We start from the raw sequence: 14,190 nt of genomic DNA, 5'->3' as shown, positions 1-14,190 counted from the left end.
CCAATACGAGGAATATACCGAACTTTCAGAAATTTCTGAAGAGTCAGGGTGTTCGGTATCCTGTTTCTCCTCAAGGAGGCGAACACGTGGACGACCGGTATGAGCAGTGGCAGGCGGCGGAACGGCTGGCCGTGACGCTGATCGAGGGCGGGCTGCAGCGCATGGCCGCGCGCACCCTGGCGGTCTTCCTGTTCACCGACCAGGACAGTGTCACCGCCGGCGAGATCGCCGACCGGCTGGAGGCCAGCGCGGGCTCGGTCTCGGGCGCGATCAAATCCCTGCTGACGGTCGGGCTGATCGAACGCCTGCCGTCGCCCGGTAGCCGCCGTGAGCACTACCGGCTCCGCGACGACGCCTGGGCCACCCTGTTCACCAGCCAGAACACCGTCATCCAGGCCATGCTCCAGGCCGCGGCCGCCGGGATCGCCGCCACCGATGAGGGCGATCCCGCTCGTCAGCGCCTGGCGCGGATGCACGCCTTCTACGAATTCCTGCTCGGCGAGCTCCCCGCCCTGCTGCACCGCTGGCACCAGCGGACCGGCTGACCCCGGCCTGAGACTCGGCAAGCGGTAGCCGCGCTCAGCCCGCGGCGGGGAATTCGCGGATCTTCGTGGTGATGCGAGGGCAGTCAGGGCCGAACCAGATCATGTGCCGGCAGGTCACGTGAGGTCGGAGCACATGGGACCGACTTTTCGAAACTTGGGTCTTACCGGAAAGATTCTTTACTATTAACCTTTCGGTGTGGACCTAGAAGTGCGTCATTTACGAGCTATCTGTGCGATCGCCGAGTCGGGCAGCATTTCCAAGGCGGCAACCGCCCTCAAGATGTCGCAGCCCGCGCTTGCCACGCAACTGCGACGTATCGAGCGGATGTTCGGCGGGCCACTGTTCGAGCGGGGCCGGGAGGGGGCGCGGCCCACACAGCTCGGCACATGGGTGCTGATCAGGGCGCGGTCGCTGCTGCCGGCGTTCGACGAGCTTCGGCGGGACGGCATGCGCTACGCCGAGCAGGCCGCGGAGAAACTCAAGATTCGGCTGGGCTGTATGTCCAGCCATCTAGCGATAAATGTCATTAAATGCCTTAATGAACTGCTGACCGGTGCCGACATCACCGTCCGCACCGAGGAGGCAATGGACCTGCTGCCCGGACTGCTGGAGTCCGAGCGCCTGGAGCTCGCCACCCTCGGCGACTATCCGGGACACGAGCTCCTTCCGCCTCCGGGCGTGGTGTACGCGGGCGTGGCCGTCGAGCCGATCTTCGTCGGGCTGGCCGTCTCCCACCCGCTCGCCCAGCGGGAGGAGATCGAGCTGCGGGACCTCGCCGCCGAGGACTGGACCCTGCACGCGCTGGCCGAGGCGGGACACCGCGAGCACTTCTGGGCGGCCTGCGCCCGGCAGGGCTTCGCGCCGAAGATCGCCTACTCCGCCGACCTCAGCCTCGCCATCGACCTCATCTCCTCCGCCCGGTGCGTGGGCATGTTCCAGGCGACCAGCAAGGGCTACCCGGGGATCGTGATCCGGCCGCTCGCCGGAACCCCGCTCCGGTTCCGGCACATGATCGGGTGGACCGAGCACGGACCGGTCGCCCGGCACGGGCCCGACCTGGTCCAGGCGGTCACCAAGACCTACTGGGCCGAGGTGCGGCGCGCCCCCGTCTACGCCTCCTGGCTGAAGCGCCATCTGCCGCTCTCCCCACCTGTTTAACCGCCTATATCGCGAAGTTATGGATTTTCGTGGGGTACTCGCCCCGCACTCACGGTGTCAGCTTTGGTCCAGCCCAAACCGTCAGGGCTCCTTGCATCCCTCTAACCCCCCAAGGGACACCGAGAGGAGTCACCCCGCGTGAATCCCAAGGTCAAACTGGGCGCGGTCGCCGTACTGGCCGCCGTCGCCATGACCGCCACCTCGGTGGTGAGCGCCGCCGGCGCCGCCACAGCCCCCGCGGGCATCGTCGCCCGCACCATATCCGCAGATCCCCCGGCGTTCGCACCGCCGGACCCCGAATCCCGCAAGCGCGCGATATCCATCGCCGACGGCGCCCTCGCCGCCAGGTCCGACGTCCTGTTCAAGGCGGCGGAGGACGACTTCACGCTGACGAACACCGTCGCGGGAACCCGCGGCCTGCAGTACCTGACCTACTCGCGGACCCACCGCGGGCTGCCCGTCTACGGCGGTGACGTGGTCGTCACCACCGACAGGACGGGCCAGGAGGTCGGGTCCGTGGCCTCGGGCCAGCGCGCCGAGATCAAGGTCGGCGTCAAGAGCAAGGTCGACGCCGCCGCCGCGGCCGTCACCGCCCGCGGCGAGCTGCCGACCGTGGAGAGCGTGAGCACGCCCCGGCTGGTCGTGCACGCGGCGGGCAAGCAGCCCAGGCTGGCCTGGGAGGTGGTCGTCACCGGCGCCACGAAGGACGCCCCGAGCGTCCTGCACGTCTTCGTGGACGCCCTCGACGGGTCGGTCGTGGACTCCTACGACGACGTCCGCGCCGGCACCGGCAACGGCTTCTACAACGGCAACCCGGTGACCATCCAGACCTCCGGGTCCGGCGGTTCGTACTCGATGACGGACAACACCCGGCCGGGCCTGCGCTGCGGCGGCCAGAACGGCTCGGCCTACACCGGCACCGACGACGCCTGGGGCAACGGCCAGGGCACCAACCTGGAGACCGCCTGCGTCGACGCGCTGTACGCCGCCCAGACCGAGTGGAACATGCTGCGCGACTGGCTGGGCCGCAACGGCTTCAACGGCTCCGGCGGCGCCTACCCGGCCCGCGTCGGCCTCACGGACGTCAACGCCTACTGGAACGGCTCCTACACCAACTTCGGCCGCAACCAGGCCAACACCCAGCAGGCCACCCCGATGGACGTGGTCGGCCACGAGTACGGCCACGCGATCTTCCAGTTCTCCGGATCGGGGGGCGCGGGCAGCGGCAACGAGGCCGGCGGCCTGAACGAGTCGACCGGTGACATCTTCGGCGCGCTGACCGAGCACTTCGCGGCCAACGCCTCCGACCCGCCGGACTACCAGGTCGGCGAGGAGGTCAACCTGGTCGGCCAGGGGCCGATCCGCTACATGTACAACCCCTCCACCAACGGCGACCCGAACTGCTACAGCTCCTCGATCCCCAACACCGAGGTGCATGCGGCGGCCGGACCGCAGAACCACTGGTTCTACCTGCTGGCCGAGGGCACCAACCCGGGCGGCGGCAAGCCCTCCAGCCCGGTCTGCTCCGGCCCGTCCAGCCTGACCGGCATCGGCATCCAGAAGGCCGGCCAGATCTTCATGTCCGGCCTGAACAGCAAGACCACTCCGTGGACGCACGCCAAGGCCCGCTCGACCACCGTGGCCGCGGCCAAGCAGCTCTTCCCCAACAGCTGCGTCGAGGTCAACGCGACCAAGGCCGCGTGGACCGCCGTCAACGTCCCGGCGCAGAGCGGCGAGCCGACCTGCACGGTGAACCCGCCCGGCAACGACTTCTCGCTCACGCTCAGCCCGACCGCGGGCAGCGTGCAGGCAGGACAGTCCGCCACCACCACCGTGCGGACCACGGTGACCGGCGGCAGCGCCCAGTCCATCGCGCTGCGGGCCTCCGGCCTGCCCTCGGGCACGACCGCGTCCTTCAGCCCGGCCACCATCACGGCCGGCCAGACGTCGACGCTGACGCTGGCCACCTCGGGGAGCACCCCGGCCGGCACCTCCTCGGTGACGGTCACCGCCGACGGCGCCGACGTGGACAGGACGGCGGGCTACTCCCTGACGGTCGGCACCGGCAACCCGCCGACCGGGGCACCGGACATCCCGGTGGCCAACGTCACCGCGCACCTGAACCAGCTGCAGTCCATCGCTTCCAGCAACGGCGGCAACCGGGCCTCGGCCACCTCCGGCTACACCGCCTCGCTGAACTACATCAAGGGCAGGCTGGACGCGGCCGGCTACACCACCACGGTGCAGAACTTCACCTACAACGGCCAGACCCACTCCAACCTGATCGCCAACTGGCCGGCCGGGCCCGCCAGCCCGACGATCATGCTCGGCAGCCACCTGGACAGCGTCAGCTCCGGACCCGGCATCAACGACAACGGCTCGGGCTCGGCGAGCCTGCTGGAGGTCGCGCTGACGCTGGCGAACCGCAACCCCACGCTGGACAAGCACGTCCGCTTCGCCTGGTGGGGTGCCGAGGAGCTGGGCCTGCGCGGCTCGCAGTACTACGTGCAGAACGGCGGAGCCACCGGGGTCGAGACCTACCTCAACTTCGACATGACCGCCTCGCCCAACCCGGGCTACTTCGTCTACGACGACTCCCCCGCCATCGAGAAGATCTTCAAGGACTACTACGCCACCCTCAACGTCCCGACCGAGATCGAGACCGAGGGTGACGGCCGCAGCGACCACGCTCCGTTCAAGAACGCGGGCGTCCCGGTCGGCGGCGTCTTCACCGGCGCCTCCAGCGTGAAGAGCTCGGCGCAGGCCACCAAGTGGGGCGGCACCGCGGGCCAGGCCTTCGACCGCTGCTACCACTCCGCCTGCGACACCACCTCCAACATCAACAGCACCGCGCTGGACCGCAACGCGGACGCCATCGCCAACGCCCTGTGGAAGCTCGCCGTGGGCGACACCCCCACCCCGACGGACGACTACTCGATCTCGGCGAGCCCGTCCTCGGCCTCGGTGCAGCCCGGCCAGTCGGCCGGCACGACGCTCAGCACCCAGGTGACCTCCGGTAACGCCCAGGCCATCGCGCTGAGCGCCTCCGGCCTGCCCGCCGGCGCGACCGCGTCCTTCAGTCCGGCGAACATCAACTCCGGCCAGTCCTCCGCGGTCACGATCGCCACCTCGGCGAGCACGCCCACGGGGACCTACACCGTCAACCTCAACGCGGACGGCGCGAGCGCCGACCGCTCGGCCACCTTCACCCTCACCGTCGGCGGCGGGCAGGGCGGCACCACCTGGCAGACGTGGACCCTCTACGCGGCCGGGGACACCGTGACCTACAACGGCGTCGGCTACCGATGCCTGCAGGGGCACACCTCACTGCCCGGATGGGAGCCGCCGAACGTCCCGGCCCTGTGGCAGCAGCTCTGACCGGATGACGACCCCCTAGCGGAGTACGGCGGGCGGGCATGGCCGCCCGCCGTACTCGTTTCCCGTGAGCCGCCCGGCACGCTGTGATTGGACTACCCGAAAAGGGTAGGTATGCGCTGCTGAATCACGGGAAGTTGCGCCGAGGTCGAGGACGAGGCGGTCATGATGATCCCCAGCCGATTGCTCACGTTGCCGGGAGACCCGCGATATGCCGGACAGAGTCGTACAGGTCGGCACCCCGCAGGATGAGCACCGGGGCCCGGCCGGGCGGCGCGTCGACCGCGCGGCGGCCGGACGGGGCGGACCCGCGCCGGTGGAAGGCGCTGACCGTCTGCCTGGTGGCCGGCTTCATGACGCTGCTGGACGTCAGCATCGTCAACGTGGCGCTGCCGTCCATCCGCAGCGGGCTGCACGCCCCGCAGAGCGACCTGCAGTGGGTGGTGTCGGGCTACGCGCTCACCTTCGGGCTGGTGCTGGTGCCCGCCGGGCGGTTCGGCGACATGCGGGGCAGGCGCGACGCGTTCGTCCTGGGCGTGGCGCTCTTCACCCTGGCCAGCGCGGCGGCGGGAGTCGCCCAGAACTCGACCTTGCTGGTCATCGCCCGGCTCGTCCAGGGAGTGGCGGGCGGAATTATCAATCCGCAGGTCAGCGGCCTGATCCAGCAGCTTTTCCGGGGTGCGGAGCGGGGCCGGGCGTTCGGGCTGCTGGGCGCCGTCATCGGCATCTCCACCGCGATCGGCCCGCTTCTCGGCGGGCTGCTCATCCACCTCGGCGGCGGGCAGGACGGATGGCGCCTGGTCTTCTACGTCAACGTGCCGATCGGCATCCTGGCCATAGTCCTGGCATACCACTACATCCCGCACCGGACGCGGGAGGGACGGCGGCGGGAGAGCATGGACCCCGTGGGCGTGCTGCTGCTGGCCGCGGGCGTCGTGCTGGTGCTGCTGCCGCTCATGGAGGGGCAGCAGCACCAGGGCGGGGGGAGGTGGCTGCCGCTGGCCGCCGGGCTCGTCGTGATCGCCGCCTTCATCGGGTGGGAGCGCCGGTACGGACGGCGTCGCGACCCGATGGTCAACCTGTCGCTGTTCAGCAGGCGCTCCTACGCCCTCGGCGCCCTGATCGCGGCGCTCTACTTCGCCGGCTTCACCGCGATCTTCTTCGTCCTCACCCTGTACCTGCAGGAGGGCCTGCACTACTCGGCCCTGGCGGCGGGCCTGGCGAGCACGCCGTTCGCGGCCGGATCGGCCGCGGCCTCCGTGCTGGGCGGCCCGGTCGTCACCCGGTTCGGCCGGCCGCTGGTGGCGCTGGGGCTGGTGCTGGTCTCCGTCGGGCTGGCCGCCACGGAGCTGGCCGTACGGCTGGTCCCCGGCCCGCAGGTGGCCTGGGCGATCGCGGCGCCGCTACTCGTGGCCGGGCTGGGCAGCGGCCTGGTGATCTCCCCGAACCAGACGCTGACGCTGTCGGAGGTGCCGGTGGCCGAGGCCGGCACCGCCGGCGGCGTGCTGCAGACGGGGCAGCGGATCGGCACCGCCGTCGGCATCGCGGGGATCGGCTCGGTGTTCTTCACCGGGGTCGCCTCCTCGCACGGCGACTACGCCCTGGCGTTCCGGCACGCGCTGCTGGTCACCATCGGCTTCGTGCTGGTCGCGCTGGCCGTGGCGCTGGCCGACGTGGCCGCCGACCGCCGCGCCCGCCGCAGCCGGGCGGCCGCGCGGTGAGCCGGCGGACCGGGGCGGACAGGCAGGCGGAGACCCGTCCGGTGAGCCGGTACGGCGGGCAGACGTGGGGGTCTGCCCGCCGTACCACCCCGGCGGGGACCGCCCGATGAGCCGGTACGGCGGGCAGGTGTGGGGCCTGTCCGTCGTACCACCCCCATGGACGCCTGCTCCAGCGGGCCACCGGCACCGTGGAGGTGACGCCCACCCGCCGGAGCCGCTCGATCAGCGCGTCGCGAGCCAGGCCGAGTGATTGCTCGAACAGCCCGGCCAGGTCACGTGCGAGGTTCGTGTGGTCCTCGGCGACGTGCTCGTATACGTAGTCGCATCTCTTTTCGCAAACCCCCGAGTCAACCTTGCGTAATCATTTAAACTCTCTACGTGACCATTTACGCTGGGGGCATGAGCAGACCGGGGAACGCATCCGACGCGGAGGCAGTCGACTACGAGGCCATCCGGCGGCGCTTTCCCTGGGTCGGCTGCTTCGACAGCGGCGAGGACGACCTTTCATCTCGCTACCGGGACATGATGGCCGAGGCCCTTCGCGACCGGGAGATCGTTGAAGCGATCGACGCTGTCCGGCATCGTCCGTGAAGAGACTTCTCTGCGATTCAGGCCCACTGATCGCCACCAGCGATCGAAGAGACACCCATCACAGCCGATGTGTCCGGATGCTCGGATCCTGGCCGGGAAGCCTGGTGATTCCCGAACCGGCTCTCGGAGAGACCTGTAGCTTTCTCCGGAACAACGTGCGACGGGGCGCATTCCTCGAAGCGACGCTGCTCGAACAGCTGACCACCGGCGACTACGAGATCGTGAACCCCACGCAGGCGGATCGACAGCGGGCCACGGAGCTTGCCCGGCACATGGTCGCGGCACCGCTCGGTTATGTCGACGCCACAGTGATCGCGATGGCGGAGCGCCTCCACATCACCGATGTGGCCACAACCGATCTGAAGTTCGTCGGCATGGCCCAGGGCATCACGAAGATCAGACCCCTCGCCTGGCCGTTCCACGAGTCGCACTGAGCGCCCGAGCGCTCATCGAGGTCAGCTCCCGTCGGTGGATGAGGGGTGAATCTCCCTCCCTGTACTCACTTGCCGGACTTCTCTTCCCTGCAGGTTCCGGGTGCGGAGGCGGTTGACGATGCCCGAGGCCAGGAGATATTGGGCCGCGATGTAGGTGGCCATGACCACGAGGCCGTTCATCGGGGGGAGGGGAAGGTCCGCCAGGTCGAACGCGATCAACGTGTCGGACAGCAGGAACAGGGCGCCGCCGGCTCCGATCCGCAGGCCGTGGCCGGCCGCGGTGACCGCGGTGGCGGTCAGCAGCAGCGAGTATCCGGCCACCGGCAGGCGCAGGTCGCCGAGGCCCGGCCAGAGGAAGAACACCAGGGCCGCCCAGACGACGGCGTAGGCCACCGGAATCACCGGGCGGCGGCGCAACCCGTCGAGTGCTCCCTCCCGGACGAAGTAGGTCACGTAGCAGACGTGCGCCCCGGCGAACAGGGCCATGCCGGCGAGGAAAAACCCGTCGATCTCCAGGGCCACGTCACCGCCCCAGGAGAGCAGGAGCGCCGCCACCAGCGGGCGCGGTCCCCGCCGTGCCAGCACCCAGGCCGTGAGCAGCGGCATGACCAGCGCCTTGGTCAGGGAATTCATCGGGTCGGCGCCGGCGGCGACCAGCGCCAGATGAACCGCGGAACAGACCCAGAAGGCGATCAGGACAGCGCGGGAGAGCAACCCGGCCCGTAGAACATCATTCTGCACATGTGGATGCTAGGGCCTGCGGTCACGGTGATCCAAGCCACCCGGGTCATGAAAACGACCAGCGACCGACCACTTCGGGCGAGCCGTCCTCCACACCATGGCGAACGCATAGGCATCGGCCTTCCCTCCTGCCGCACCAGGGCGTTTCCTGCTGTCCACGGTCACCGACAGCGAACGGAGTGTGTCCATGCGGCCAGCCGGCAGCATCCCCCCAGGTGCCCCCGACCACCCCTCCCCGCCCCTGCCCCCTGCGGTGGAGCGCGGTGGGCGACGCGCCGGCGCGGCAGGACGAGACGACATCCGGGTGCTGGTCAGACTCCTTCAGCCGGGTTCGGCCTCGCGCCGGGCCCGCGCCGTGGTCCGGGAGGTGCTCGGGCAGGCCGGTCTGGACGGCGACGCCATCGCCGACGCGGAGCTCATCGTGGCGGAGCCGGCCGCCAATGCCGAGAAGCACGCCCGCCCGCCGTACGAGCTGCGCGTCTACAGCCTGGACGCCGTCCCCGCCTGGTGCGAGGTCGTCGACGGCGACCCCGACGTTCACGAGGTCCGCATCATCCTCGATCTCCTGCACTCCGTGAAGGAGATCGGCCTGCCTCTGCTCGCCGAGAACGGCCGCGGCCTGCTCATGGCACACCAACTCTCCGGCGGCCACTGCCATGTCCGTTCTACTACGGCCTTCACCACCGGAACCCCGGGCAAGGCCGTCGCCTTCGCCCTTCCCGTCCCCTCAGGCGACCGTCTGGCTTTTCCGTCTCCGGGCAGAGACAACTGAGAACGCGCTCGGTCCTGCCGTCCGGGTGTGGTCGCGCGCATGGCCCGGCGACCACACCCGGCGGATCAACCGGACTACTCCGAGAAGCCGTTGCGCCTCAGCCGGTCGATCAGCTCGTCCATGGTCTTCGGCTCCAGCCAGGGGGACTGTCCGGCGACCCCCAGCGGCTCCTTGCCGCCGACAAGGGCGGACTGGCCGGATTTCTGCTGGGCAAGGAGAGGATCTTCGAAGACCAGGCCCTGCGGCGGGACGCTCATCAGGCGTGCGTGCGCGGGGAGCCGTCCTCCGGCGTCGTGCACCTTCTGCTCGTGCGCCGGCCTCTCCGTCGGGAAGACCATGACCCTGGTCCCCGCCGGAATCGACTTCGCGAAGTCCTCCACCGACTTCTCAGGCTTCCACTTCTCAGGCGAGAGGGAGTCGTCGCGGATGACCGGCCCCTGGTCCAGCTCGACGAAGACCAGGCCTCCCGGAATGGAGTCCCGCCCCTTCACGCCCTTCAGGGCATCGATGACCTTGACCTTCATCACCACGCGGTAGTCGAGAGGCCCTCCCTGATAACTTTCCAGGACGGGACCCTGCTGCCAGCCGTCCACCACTCCGGCCGCGACGATCGGACGCTGTCCGGCCAGGGCCTCCGGCGAAGGCGCGGGATCGTAGTCCGCTTCGGCCCCACGGAGAACCGACACGTCAAGGGATCCGCCGGAGGGTTCCTTGGCGCTCGCCTCATACCCATGACTTGACAGCGCCTCGGCCTTCTTGCCGCTTTCTTCGTGAGCTGCGCATCCGGTCAGCAGCAGGGCGGACGCGAGTAGAGCGGTGATGCCAGAACGCTTTTTCATCGTCACCTTCCCTCCGGCTCAGAACCACGCATTTATGTGATCCTTGTGATGCTGATTGTATTGCCAGGTCCACGACCCGGACGCGCCAGGAAGACTGGCGCTTGTCACAGATCCGCTCGCCTGACAGTCATGCGGCTGTCCCGCCTCGCCCGGAAATTCCGGAGGGTTGAGATTGGGATTGTAGTGCGCGAGCCCGACACTGTGCCCGAGCTCATGACAGACCGTCTTGATGTACTGGTGGTGAGGGTCGGCCGAGACGTCGATCGTCTCGTTGTTGATCCTGATGTGCCACTGGTCGCACCATCCAGGCTGAGAAGCGGTTCTCACCTTGCAGACGGCCTGCCCGTAAGCGTTGTCGACCCAGACCTGGAACCAGGCCGCGTCAGTGGCCGGATCCCCGTCTTCATTGGAGTTCTTGATGTCGCAGGGAGACTCCAGATACGTCCCTTCGACGTCGGTGCTGTCCGCCAGATAATTCATGGCACCGGGGATGTACGATTTCACGCCTGCCCCTACCGACGTGGTGTAGCAGTAAGTGTGAACGGTTTTGTCCGGAGGAACCCCTCCCCACGGCCAGAGGTCCGCCGAAGCGGGTGCGATCGATGCCATCAAAGTGACCACCGTCGCGATGACAAGGAAGGAAAGTCGACGTCCGGCACGCACTAATCGCCCTCCTGGGGAATCGAAGCGTTTTCCTGACCCGAAAAGTCATGAACAGAGCATGTCACCCGTCATATGGTGACTATCGCAATCAATGCTCGCAAGACTTGATCTTCGTCCGCTCCGATGTTATTCGCAGAGCGCTGCTCTCACGGAGACACGGGAAACAAGGTTCTTACGCGACATCGGGATCGCCGGAAACGAGATTCCCGAGCCACCCCGACAACAGGGGCCATCAGGAGCGACACGGCACCCGAGGCTCCGGCGCATCGCCTCCGGGCCGCCCCTCGCCCCGGCACAGGTCGCCCGGCGAGACCTCCAAGCGTCCTGGGCGACCCGCGGCTCCCGGCCGGCGTGGCGCCCGCCGTCCTGCCCGGTCTGTGCCGGGTGGCGCTGGAGAGCGCCTTCGTCGAGATGGCCCGGCGACGGCTGCTGACCGCCGACGCCGACCACGACGCGGTCGAACGGCGCATCTCCGAGGCGCGCCGGTCGTCGGCCATCGCCGCCGTGGCCCTTGGTGTCGAGTCGAACGAGGTGGTCGGCTGGCTCAACGACAACGTCGGCGGGTGGGCCGGGGACGTGTTCCGGGCCTGCAACAGGGGTGCCCACACCCAGGGAGCCTTCGAGGCCGCTTTCCGCGGCACCGGAAAGGACCCGATCGAGTACGTGACCAAGCTGGCCAGGCATCTGCGCGAGGTGAACTGACATGCCGACCTACACGCGTCTGCTCGACGACGCCGACACGGTTCTCCGCTCCGAGGGCTCGGGGCCGTGGACGCGGACGACCGCGTTCCTGCTCCGGCAGGCGCTGGAGGCATGCGTGTGCGACTTCTGGCGTCACACCCAGCCGGGAGTGGAGCGATGTCGCGTGCGGACGCAGGTGCTCTGCCTGGCGGAGTATGCCGATGAGGCCACCGCCAGACGTGCCTCAGGAGCGTGGGCCGCGCTCAGCGCCGCCTGCCACTACCACGGCTACGGATTCAACCCGACAGTCGGTGAGCTGCGCACTCTCCATGATGAGGTGCGTGTCCTCGCCGAGCGCCTCAGCCCGGTTCCGCGGTCATCCTGACGGTTCGAGCTCCATGAACCGGGGTTATCGCTTGTAGGCGATCCCGCCGTACATGAGCTGCTGGCCCACCGTGAGCCTCCCGGGGACGGGTCCCTCGGGCCGCCACAGGGGCAGGGGGACGACACCCGGTTCGAGGAGCTCGAAGCCGTCGAAGAAGGCGGTGATCTCCTCCGGCGTCCGGAACCGGCCGGTGCCCAGCAGCGCGAGATACTTCTGCTCGGCGTCGCGCGACTCCTGGGTGGAGGCGCAGAAGTGGGTGATGAACAGGTAGCTGCCCGACGGGACCGCCGCCATGTAGGCCTCGACGATCGCCCGGGGGTCCTCGTCGTCGTGCAGGTGGTGCAGGATGCCGACCAGCATCACGGCCACCGGGCGGCCGAGGTCGATGAGGCTCTTGAAAGCCGGGTCGGAGAGGATGGCCTCGGTGTCGCGCAGGTCGGAGGTGATGACCGCCGTGCGGTCGTTCTCCGCGAGCAGCGCCCGGCCGTGGGCCAGCACCATCGGGTCGTTGTCGACGTAGACGACCCGCGACTCCGGGTTGGCGCGCTGCGCGACCTGGTGGGTGTTCTCCTCCGTCGGCAGCCCCGAGCCGAGGTCGACGAACTGGGTGACGCCCTGGCCGGACAGGAAGCGCACCCCCCGGCCGAGGATCTGCCGGTTGTAGGCCGCCACGTCGTAGATCTCGGGGATGACCTTCACGATCTCGGCGACGAAGGCGCGGTCGACCTCGAAGTTGTCCTTGCCGTTGAGGACGACGTCGTAGGCCCTGGCGATGCTGGGCCGGGTCGTGTCGATGCCGGCGTTCCGCTCATTCGGCTTGTCCGCCACAGGAGTCCTTCCTCACTGTCCCGGGATGATTGAAATGATCATAAGTGCTGAGAAGCCCGCGAGATCCGTCTTGTGCCCATGAACGGAGGGCGACTTTCCGAATCTGTACGGATGGCACCGTGAGGCGGACGAGCGCGGACACCCCGGCCCCGGACTTCGAGCAGGCGGGCGGACGGACAGACACGCAGGCGGGCAAGCGAACGGGCGGACGGGCGGACGGGTGGGCAGGGACGCCGCCGCCGTACGAGCCCGCGTGCGGGCCTACTTCGGCGAGCGGCTCAGCACGGTGAAGGTGATGCCCGCCCGCCGGAGCCGCTCGATCAGCGCGTCTCCCATCGCCACGGCCGTGGTGACCTGGCCGGAGACCGGCGGCAGGTCGTCGAAGGCGAGGCAGAGCGCCGACTCGGCGAGCATCTTGGCGGTCTCGTCGTAGCCGGGGTCGCCGCCCGCGACCTCGGTGACGACGCGCTCGCCGCCGCCCCGGCCGAGGAAGGTGACCTTGAACCAGCTCCCGGCCCGCTGCTCGGGGGTGGGTCCGTCGCCGGGCGAGATCCGGCCGAGCAGCCAGGAGCGGACCGGGGGGATCTGGGCGAGCGCGACGAGGGCGCCGGCACCGGCCGCGAGCCCCAGCGCGGCGGGCAGCCGCCTGACGGCGATGTGGTGGCGGTAGGTGAAGTCGGGGCCGTAGCGCTCCAGCGCGCGGGCCGAGCGCGCCACGATCTGCGGGTCGATCGTGGGCAGCGGCAGGGCCCAGCCCCCCACGTACCGGGGCGTTCCGGCGGTGCCACGCGCCCGCCGGCCGGTGGGCCGTACTTCGACCTCGCGCCGGGCGAGCGCGGCCCGAGCGGTCTGCCGGGCCCGGGAGACCGCCGCGAGGGCGGAGTGGACGGTGCCGCCCGAGGGCCTGCCGTTCCCCCGGATGAACCCGCTCACCTCGATCGGCACCCCTTCGGGGAGCCGGTTGACGGTGAAGTAGGCGCCGAGATCGTGCGGGACGGAGTCGAACCCGCAGGCGTGCACGATCTTCGCCCCGCTCTGCCGGGCCCTCTCATGGTGCCGGGCGAACATGAGGTCGACGAACTCCGGCTCGCCGGTGATGTCGGCGTAGTGGGTGCCCGCGGCGGCGCAGGCGGCCACGAGCGGCTCGCCGTAGGCGACGTAGGGGCCCACGGTGGTGGCGACGACCCTGGCCTGCCCGGCGATCCGCGCCAGGGAGGCCGGATCCGTCACATCGGCGTGGAGCAGCGGCAGCTCGGGCAGGCCGATGCGCTCCCTGACCGCTTCGAGCTTGGCCCGGCTGCGACCCGCCAGTGCCCAGCGGCAGCCGGGAGCGGCGTTGCGCGCGAGATACTGCGCGCTCAGCGCGCCGGTGAACCCGGTGGCGCCGAAGAGCACGATGTCGTACGGACGGTCGTCAGGCATGGGCTGAGACTCTCTCCTGGAAGGGCCGGGTGCA

The 14,190-nt window shown here is 69.4% G+C and carries 14 protein-coding genes; 9 read left to right on the top strand and 5 right to left on the bottom strand.

Features of this window, described 5'->3' with window-relative positions; all coding sequences use genetic code 11:
* The first annotated feature begins 86 nt into the window (after positions 1 to 86).
* The 6 genes from BM085_RS25740 (at position 87) to BM085_RS25715 (ending at position 7,825) form a co-directional block, all read left to right on the top strand.
* Complete coding sequence (locus BM085_RS25740; protein WP_177245263.1) at positions 87 to 545, top strand: GbsR/MarR family transcriptional regulator; 459 nt, start codon at positions 87 to 89, stop codon at positions 543 to 545.
* A 196-nt stretch (positions 546 to 741) separates the two neighbouring features.
* Positions 742 to 1,704 carry a LysR family transcriptional regulator gene (locus tag BM085_RS25735; RefSeq protein WP_245789696.1) on the top strand — a complete coding sequence of 321 codons (963 nt, stop codon included), beginning with the start codon at positions 742 to 744 and terminating at the stop codon, positions 1,702 to 1,704.
* A 138-nt stretch (positions 1,705 to 1,842) separates the two neighbouring features.
* Positions 1,843 to 5,082: a M28 family peptidase gene (locus BM085_RS25730; RefSeq protein WP_093889476.1), complete on the top strand. Its 3,240-nt coding sequence runs from the start codon at positions 1,843 to 1,845 to the stop codon at positions 5,080 to 5,082.
* A 245-nt stretch (positions 5,083 to 5,327) separates the two neighbouring features.
* Positions 5,328 to 6,800 (top strand): MFS transporter, encoded by a 1,473-nt coding sequence (locus tag BM085_RS25725; RefSeq protein WP_093889475.1) that lies wholly within the window; start codon positions 5,328 to 5,330, stop codon positions 6,798 to 6,800.
* Between the two features lie 399 nt (positions 6,801 to 7,199).
* Entirely contained in the window at positions 7,200 to 7,391 is a 192-nt protein-coding gene (locus tag BM085_RS25720) for a hypothetical protein (protein WP_143121067.1), read from the top strand.
* Positions 7,388 to 7,825 carry a type II toxin-antitoxin system VapC family toxin gene (locus BM085_RS25715; protein ID WP_093889473.1) on the top strand — a complete coding sequence of 146 codons (438 nt, stop codon included), beginning with the start codon at positions 7,388 to 7,390 and terminating at the stop codon, positions 7,823 to 7,825. The genes BM085_RS25720 and BM085_RS25715 overlap by 4 nt, the downstream gene beginning before the upstream one ends.
* A 21-nt stretch (positions 7,826 to 7,846) precedes the next feature.
* Here the strand turns inward: BM085_RS25715 and BM085_RS25710 are convergent, their stop codons facing one another.
* Positions 7,847 to 8,566, bottom strand: a complete 720-nt coding sequence (locus BM085_RS25710; protein ID WP_218158822.1) for a lysoplasmalogenase — start codon at positions 8,564 to 8,566, stop codon at positions 7,847 to 7,849.
* 304 nt (positions 8,567 to 8,870) lie between these two features.
* On the opposite strand from BM085_RS25710, the gene BM085_RS25705 reads away from it, so the two are divergent.
* A complete protein-coding gene (locus BM085_RS25705) occupies positions 8,871 to 9,338 on the top strand; it encodes an ATP-binding protein (RefSeq protein WP_093889472.1) in 468 nt (155 codons plus the stop codon).
* A 74-nt stretch (positions 9,339 to 9,412) separates the two neighbouring features.
* On the opposite strand, the gene BM085_RS25700 is transcribed toward BM085_RS25705, so the two are convergent.
* Positions 9,413 to 10,177, bottom strand: coding sequence for a hypothetical protein (locus BM085_RS25700; RefSeq protein ID WP_143121065.1), 765 nt, complete (start codon positions 10,175 to 10,177; stop codon positions 9,413 to 9,415).
* A gap of 18 nt (positions 10,178 to 10,195) precedes the next feature.
* Positions 10,196 to 10,840 carry a hypothetical protein gene (locus BM085_RS25695; protein WP_177245262.1) on the bottom strand — a complete coding sequence of 215 codons (645 nt, stop codon included), beginning with the start codon at positions 10,838 to 10,840 and terminating at the stop codon, positions 10,196 to 10,198.
* 351 nt (positions 10,841 to 11,191) lie between these two features.
* Between BM085_RS25695 and BM085_RS25690 the strand changes: the two genes are divergently transcribed.
* Positions 11,192 to 11,542, top strand: a complete 351-nt coding sequence (locus tag BM085_RS25690; protein WP_093889469.1) for a hypothetical protein — start codon at positions 11,192 to 11,194, stop codon at positions 11,540 to 11,542.
* A 1-nt stretch (position 11,543) separates the two neighbouring features.
* The gene (locus BM085_RS25685) at positions 11,544 to 11,906 is read left to right on the top strand and encodes a hypothetical protein (protein WP_093889468.1); all 363 of its coding nucleotides are present in this window, start codon (positions 11,544 to 11,546) and stop codon (positions 11,904 to 11,906) included.
* A gap of 24 nt (positions 11,907 to 11,930) precedes the next feature.
* On the opposite strand, the gene BM085_RS25680 is transcribed toward BM085_RS25685, so the two are convergent.
* Together BM085_RS25680 and BM085_RS25675 are read right to left on the bottom strand one after the other, a co-directional pair.
* Complete coding sequence (locus BM085_RS25680) at positions 11,931 to 12,734, bottom strand: SAM-dependent methyltransferase (protein ID WP_093889467.1); 804 nt, start codon at positions 12,732 to 12,734, stop codon at positions 11,931 to 11,933.
* 261 nt (positions 12,735 to 12,995) lie between these two features.
* The gene (locus BM085_RS25675) at positions 12,996 to 14,156 is read right to left on the bottom strand and encodes a saccharopine dehydrogenase family protein (RefSeq protein WP_093889466.1); all 1,161 of its coding nucleotides are present in this window, start codon (positions 14,154 to 14,156) and stop codon (positions 12,996 to 12,998) included.
* Positions 14,157 to 14,190 lie beyond the last annotated feature (34 nt).

Source organism: Streptosporangium canum, assembly GCF_900113865.1.
Taxonomy (GTDB): Bacteria; Actinomycetota; Actinomycetes; order Streptosporangiales; family Streptosporangiaceae; genus Streptosporangium; species Streptosporangium canum.
Note: the sequence above shows the minus strand (reverse complement) of the source record. Positions and strands in the feature narration are given on the sequence as shown.

What these genes read in the sequence shown, in the direction of transcription:
- BM085_RS25700 (WP_143121065.1), bottom strand. Translation starts at nt 10,177, where the DNA reads ATGAAAAAGCGTTCTGGCATCACCGCTCTACTCGCGTCCGCCCTGCTG.
- BM085_RS25685 (WP_093889468.1), top strand. Translation starts at nt 11,544, where the DNA reads ATGCCGACCTACACGCGTCTGCTCGACGACGCCGACACGGTTCTCCGC.
- BM085_RS25720 (WP_143121067.1), top strand. Translation starts at nt 7,200, where the DNA reads ATGAGCAGACCGGGGAACGCATCCGACGCGGAGGCAGTCGACTACGAG.
- BM085_RS25675 (WP_093889466.1), bottom strand. Translation starts at nt 14,156, where the DNA reads ATGCCTGACGACCGTCCGTACGACATCGTGCTCTTCGGCGCCACCGGG.
- BM085_RS25725 (WP_093889475.1), top strand. Translation starts at nt 5,328, where the DNA reads ATGAGCACCGGGGCCCGGCCGGGCGGCGCGTCGACCGCGCGGCGGCCG.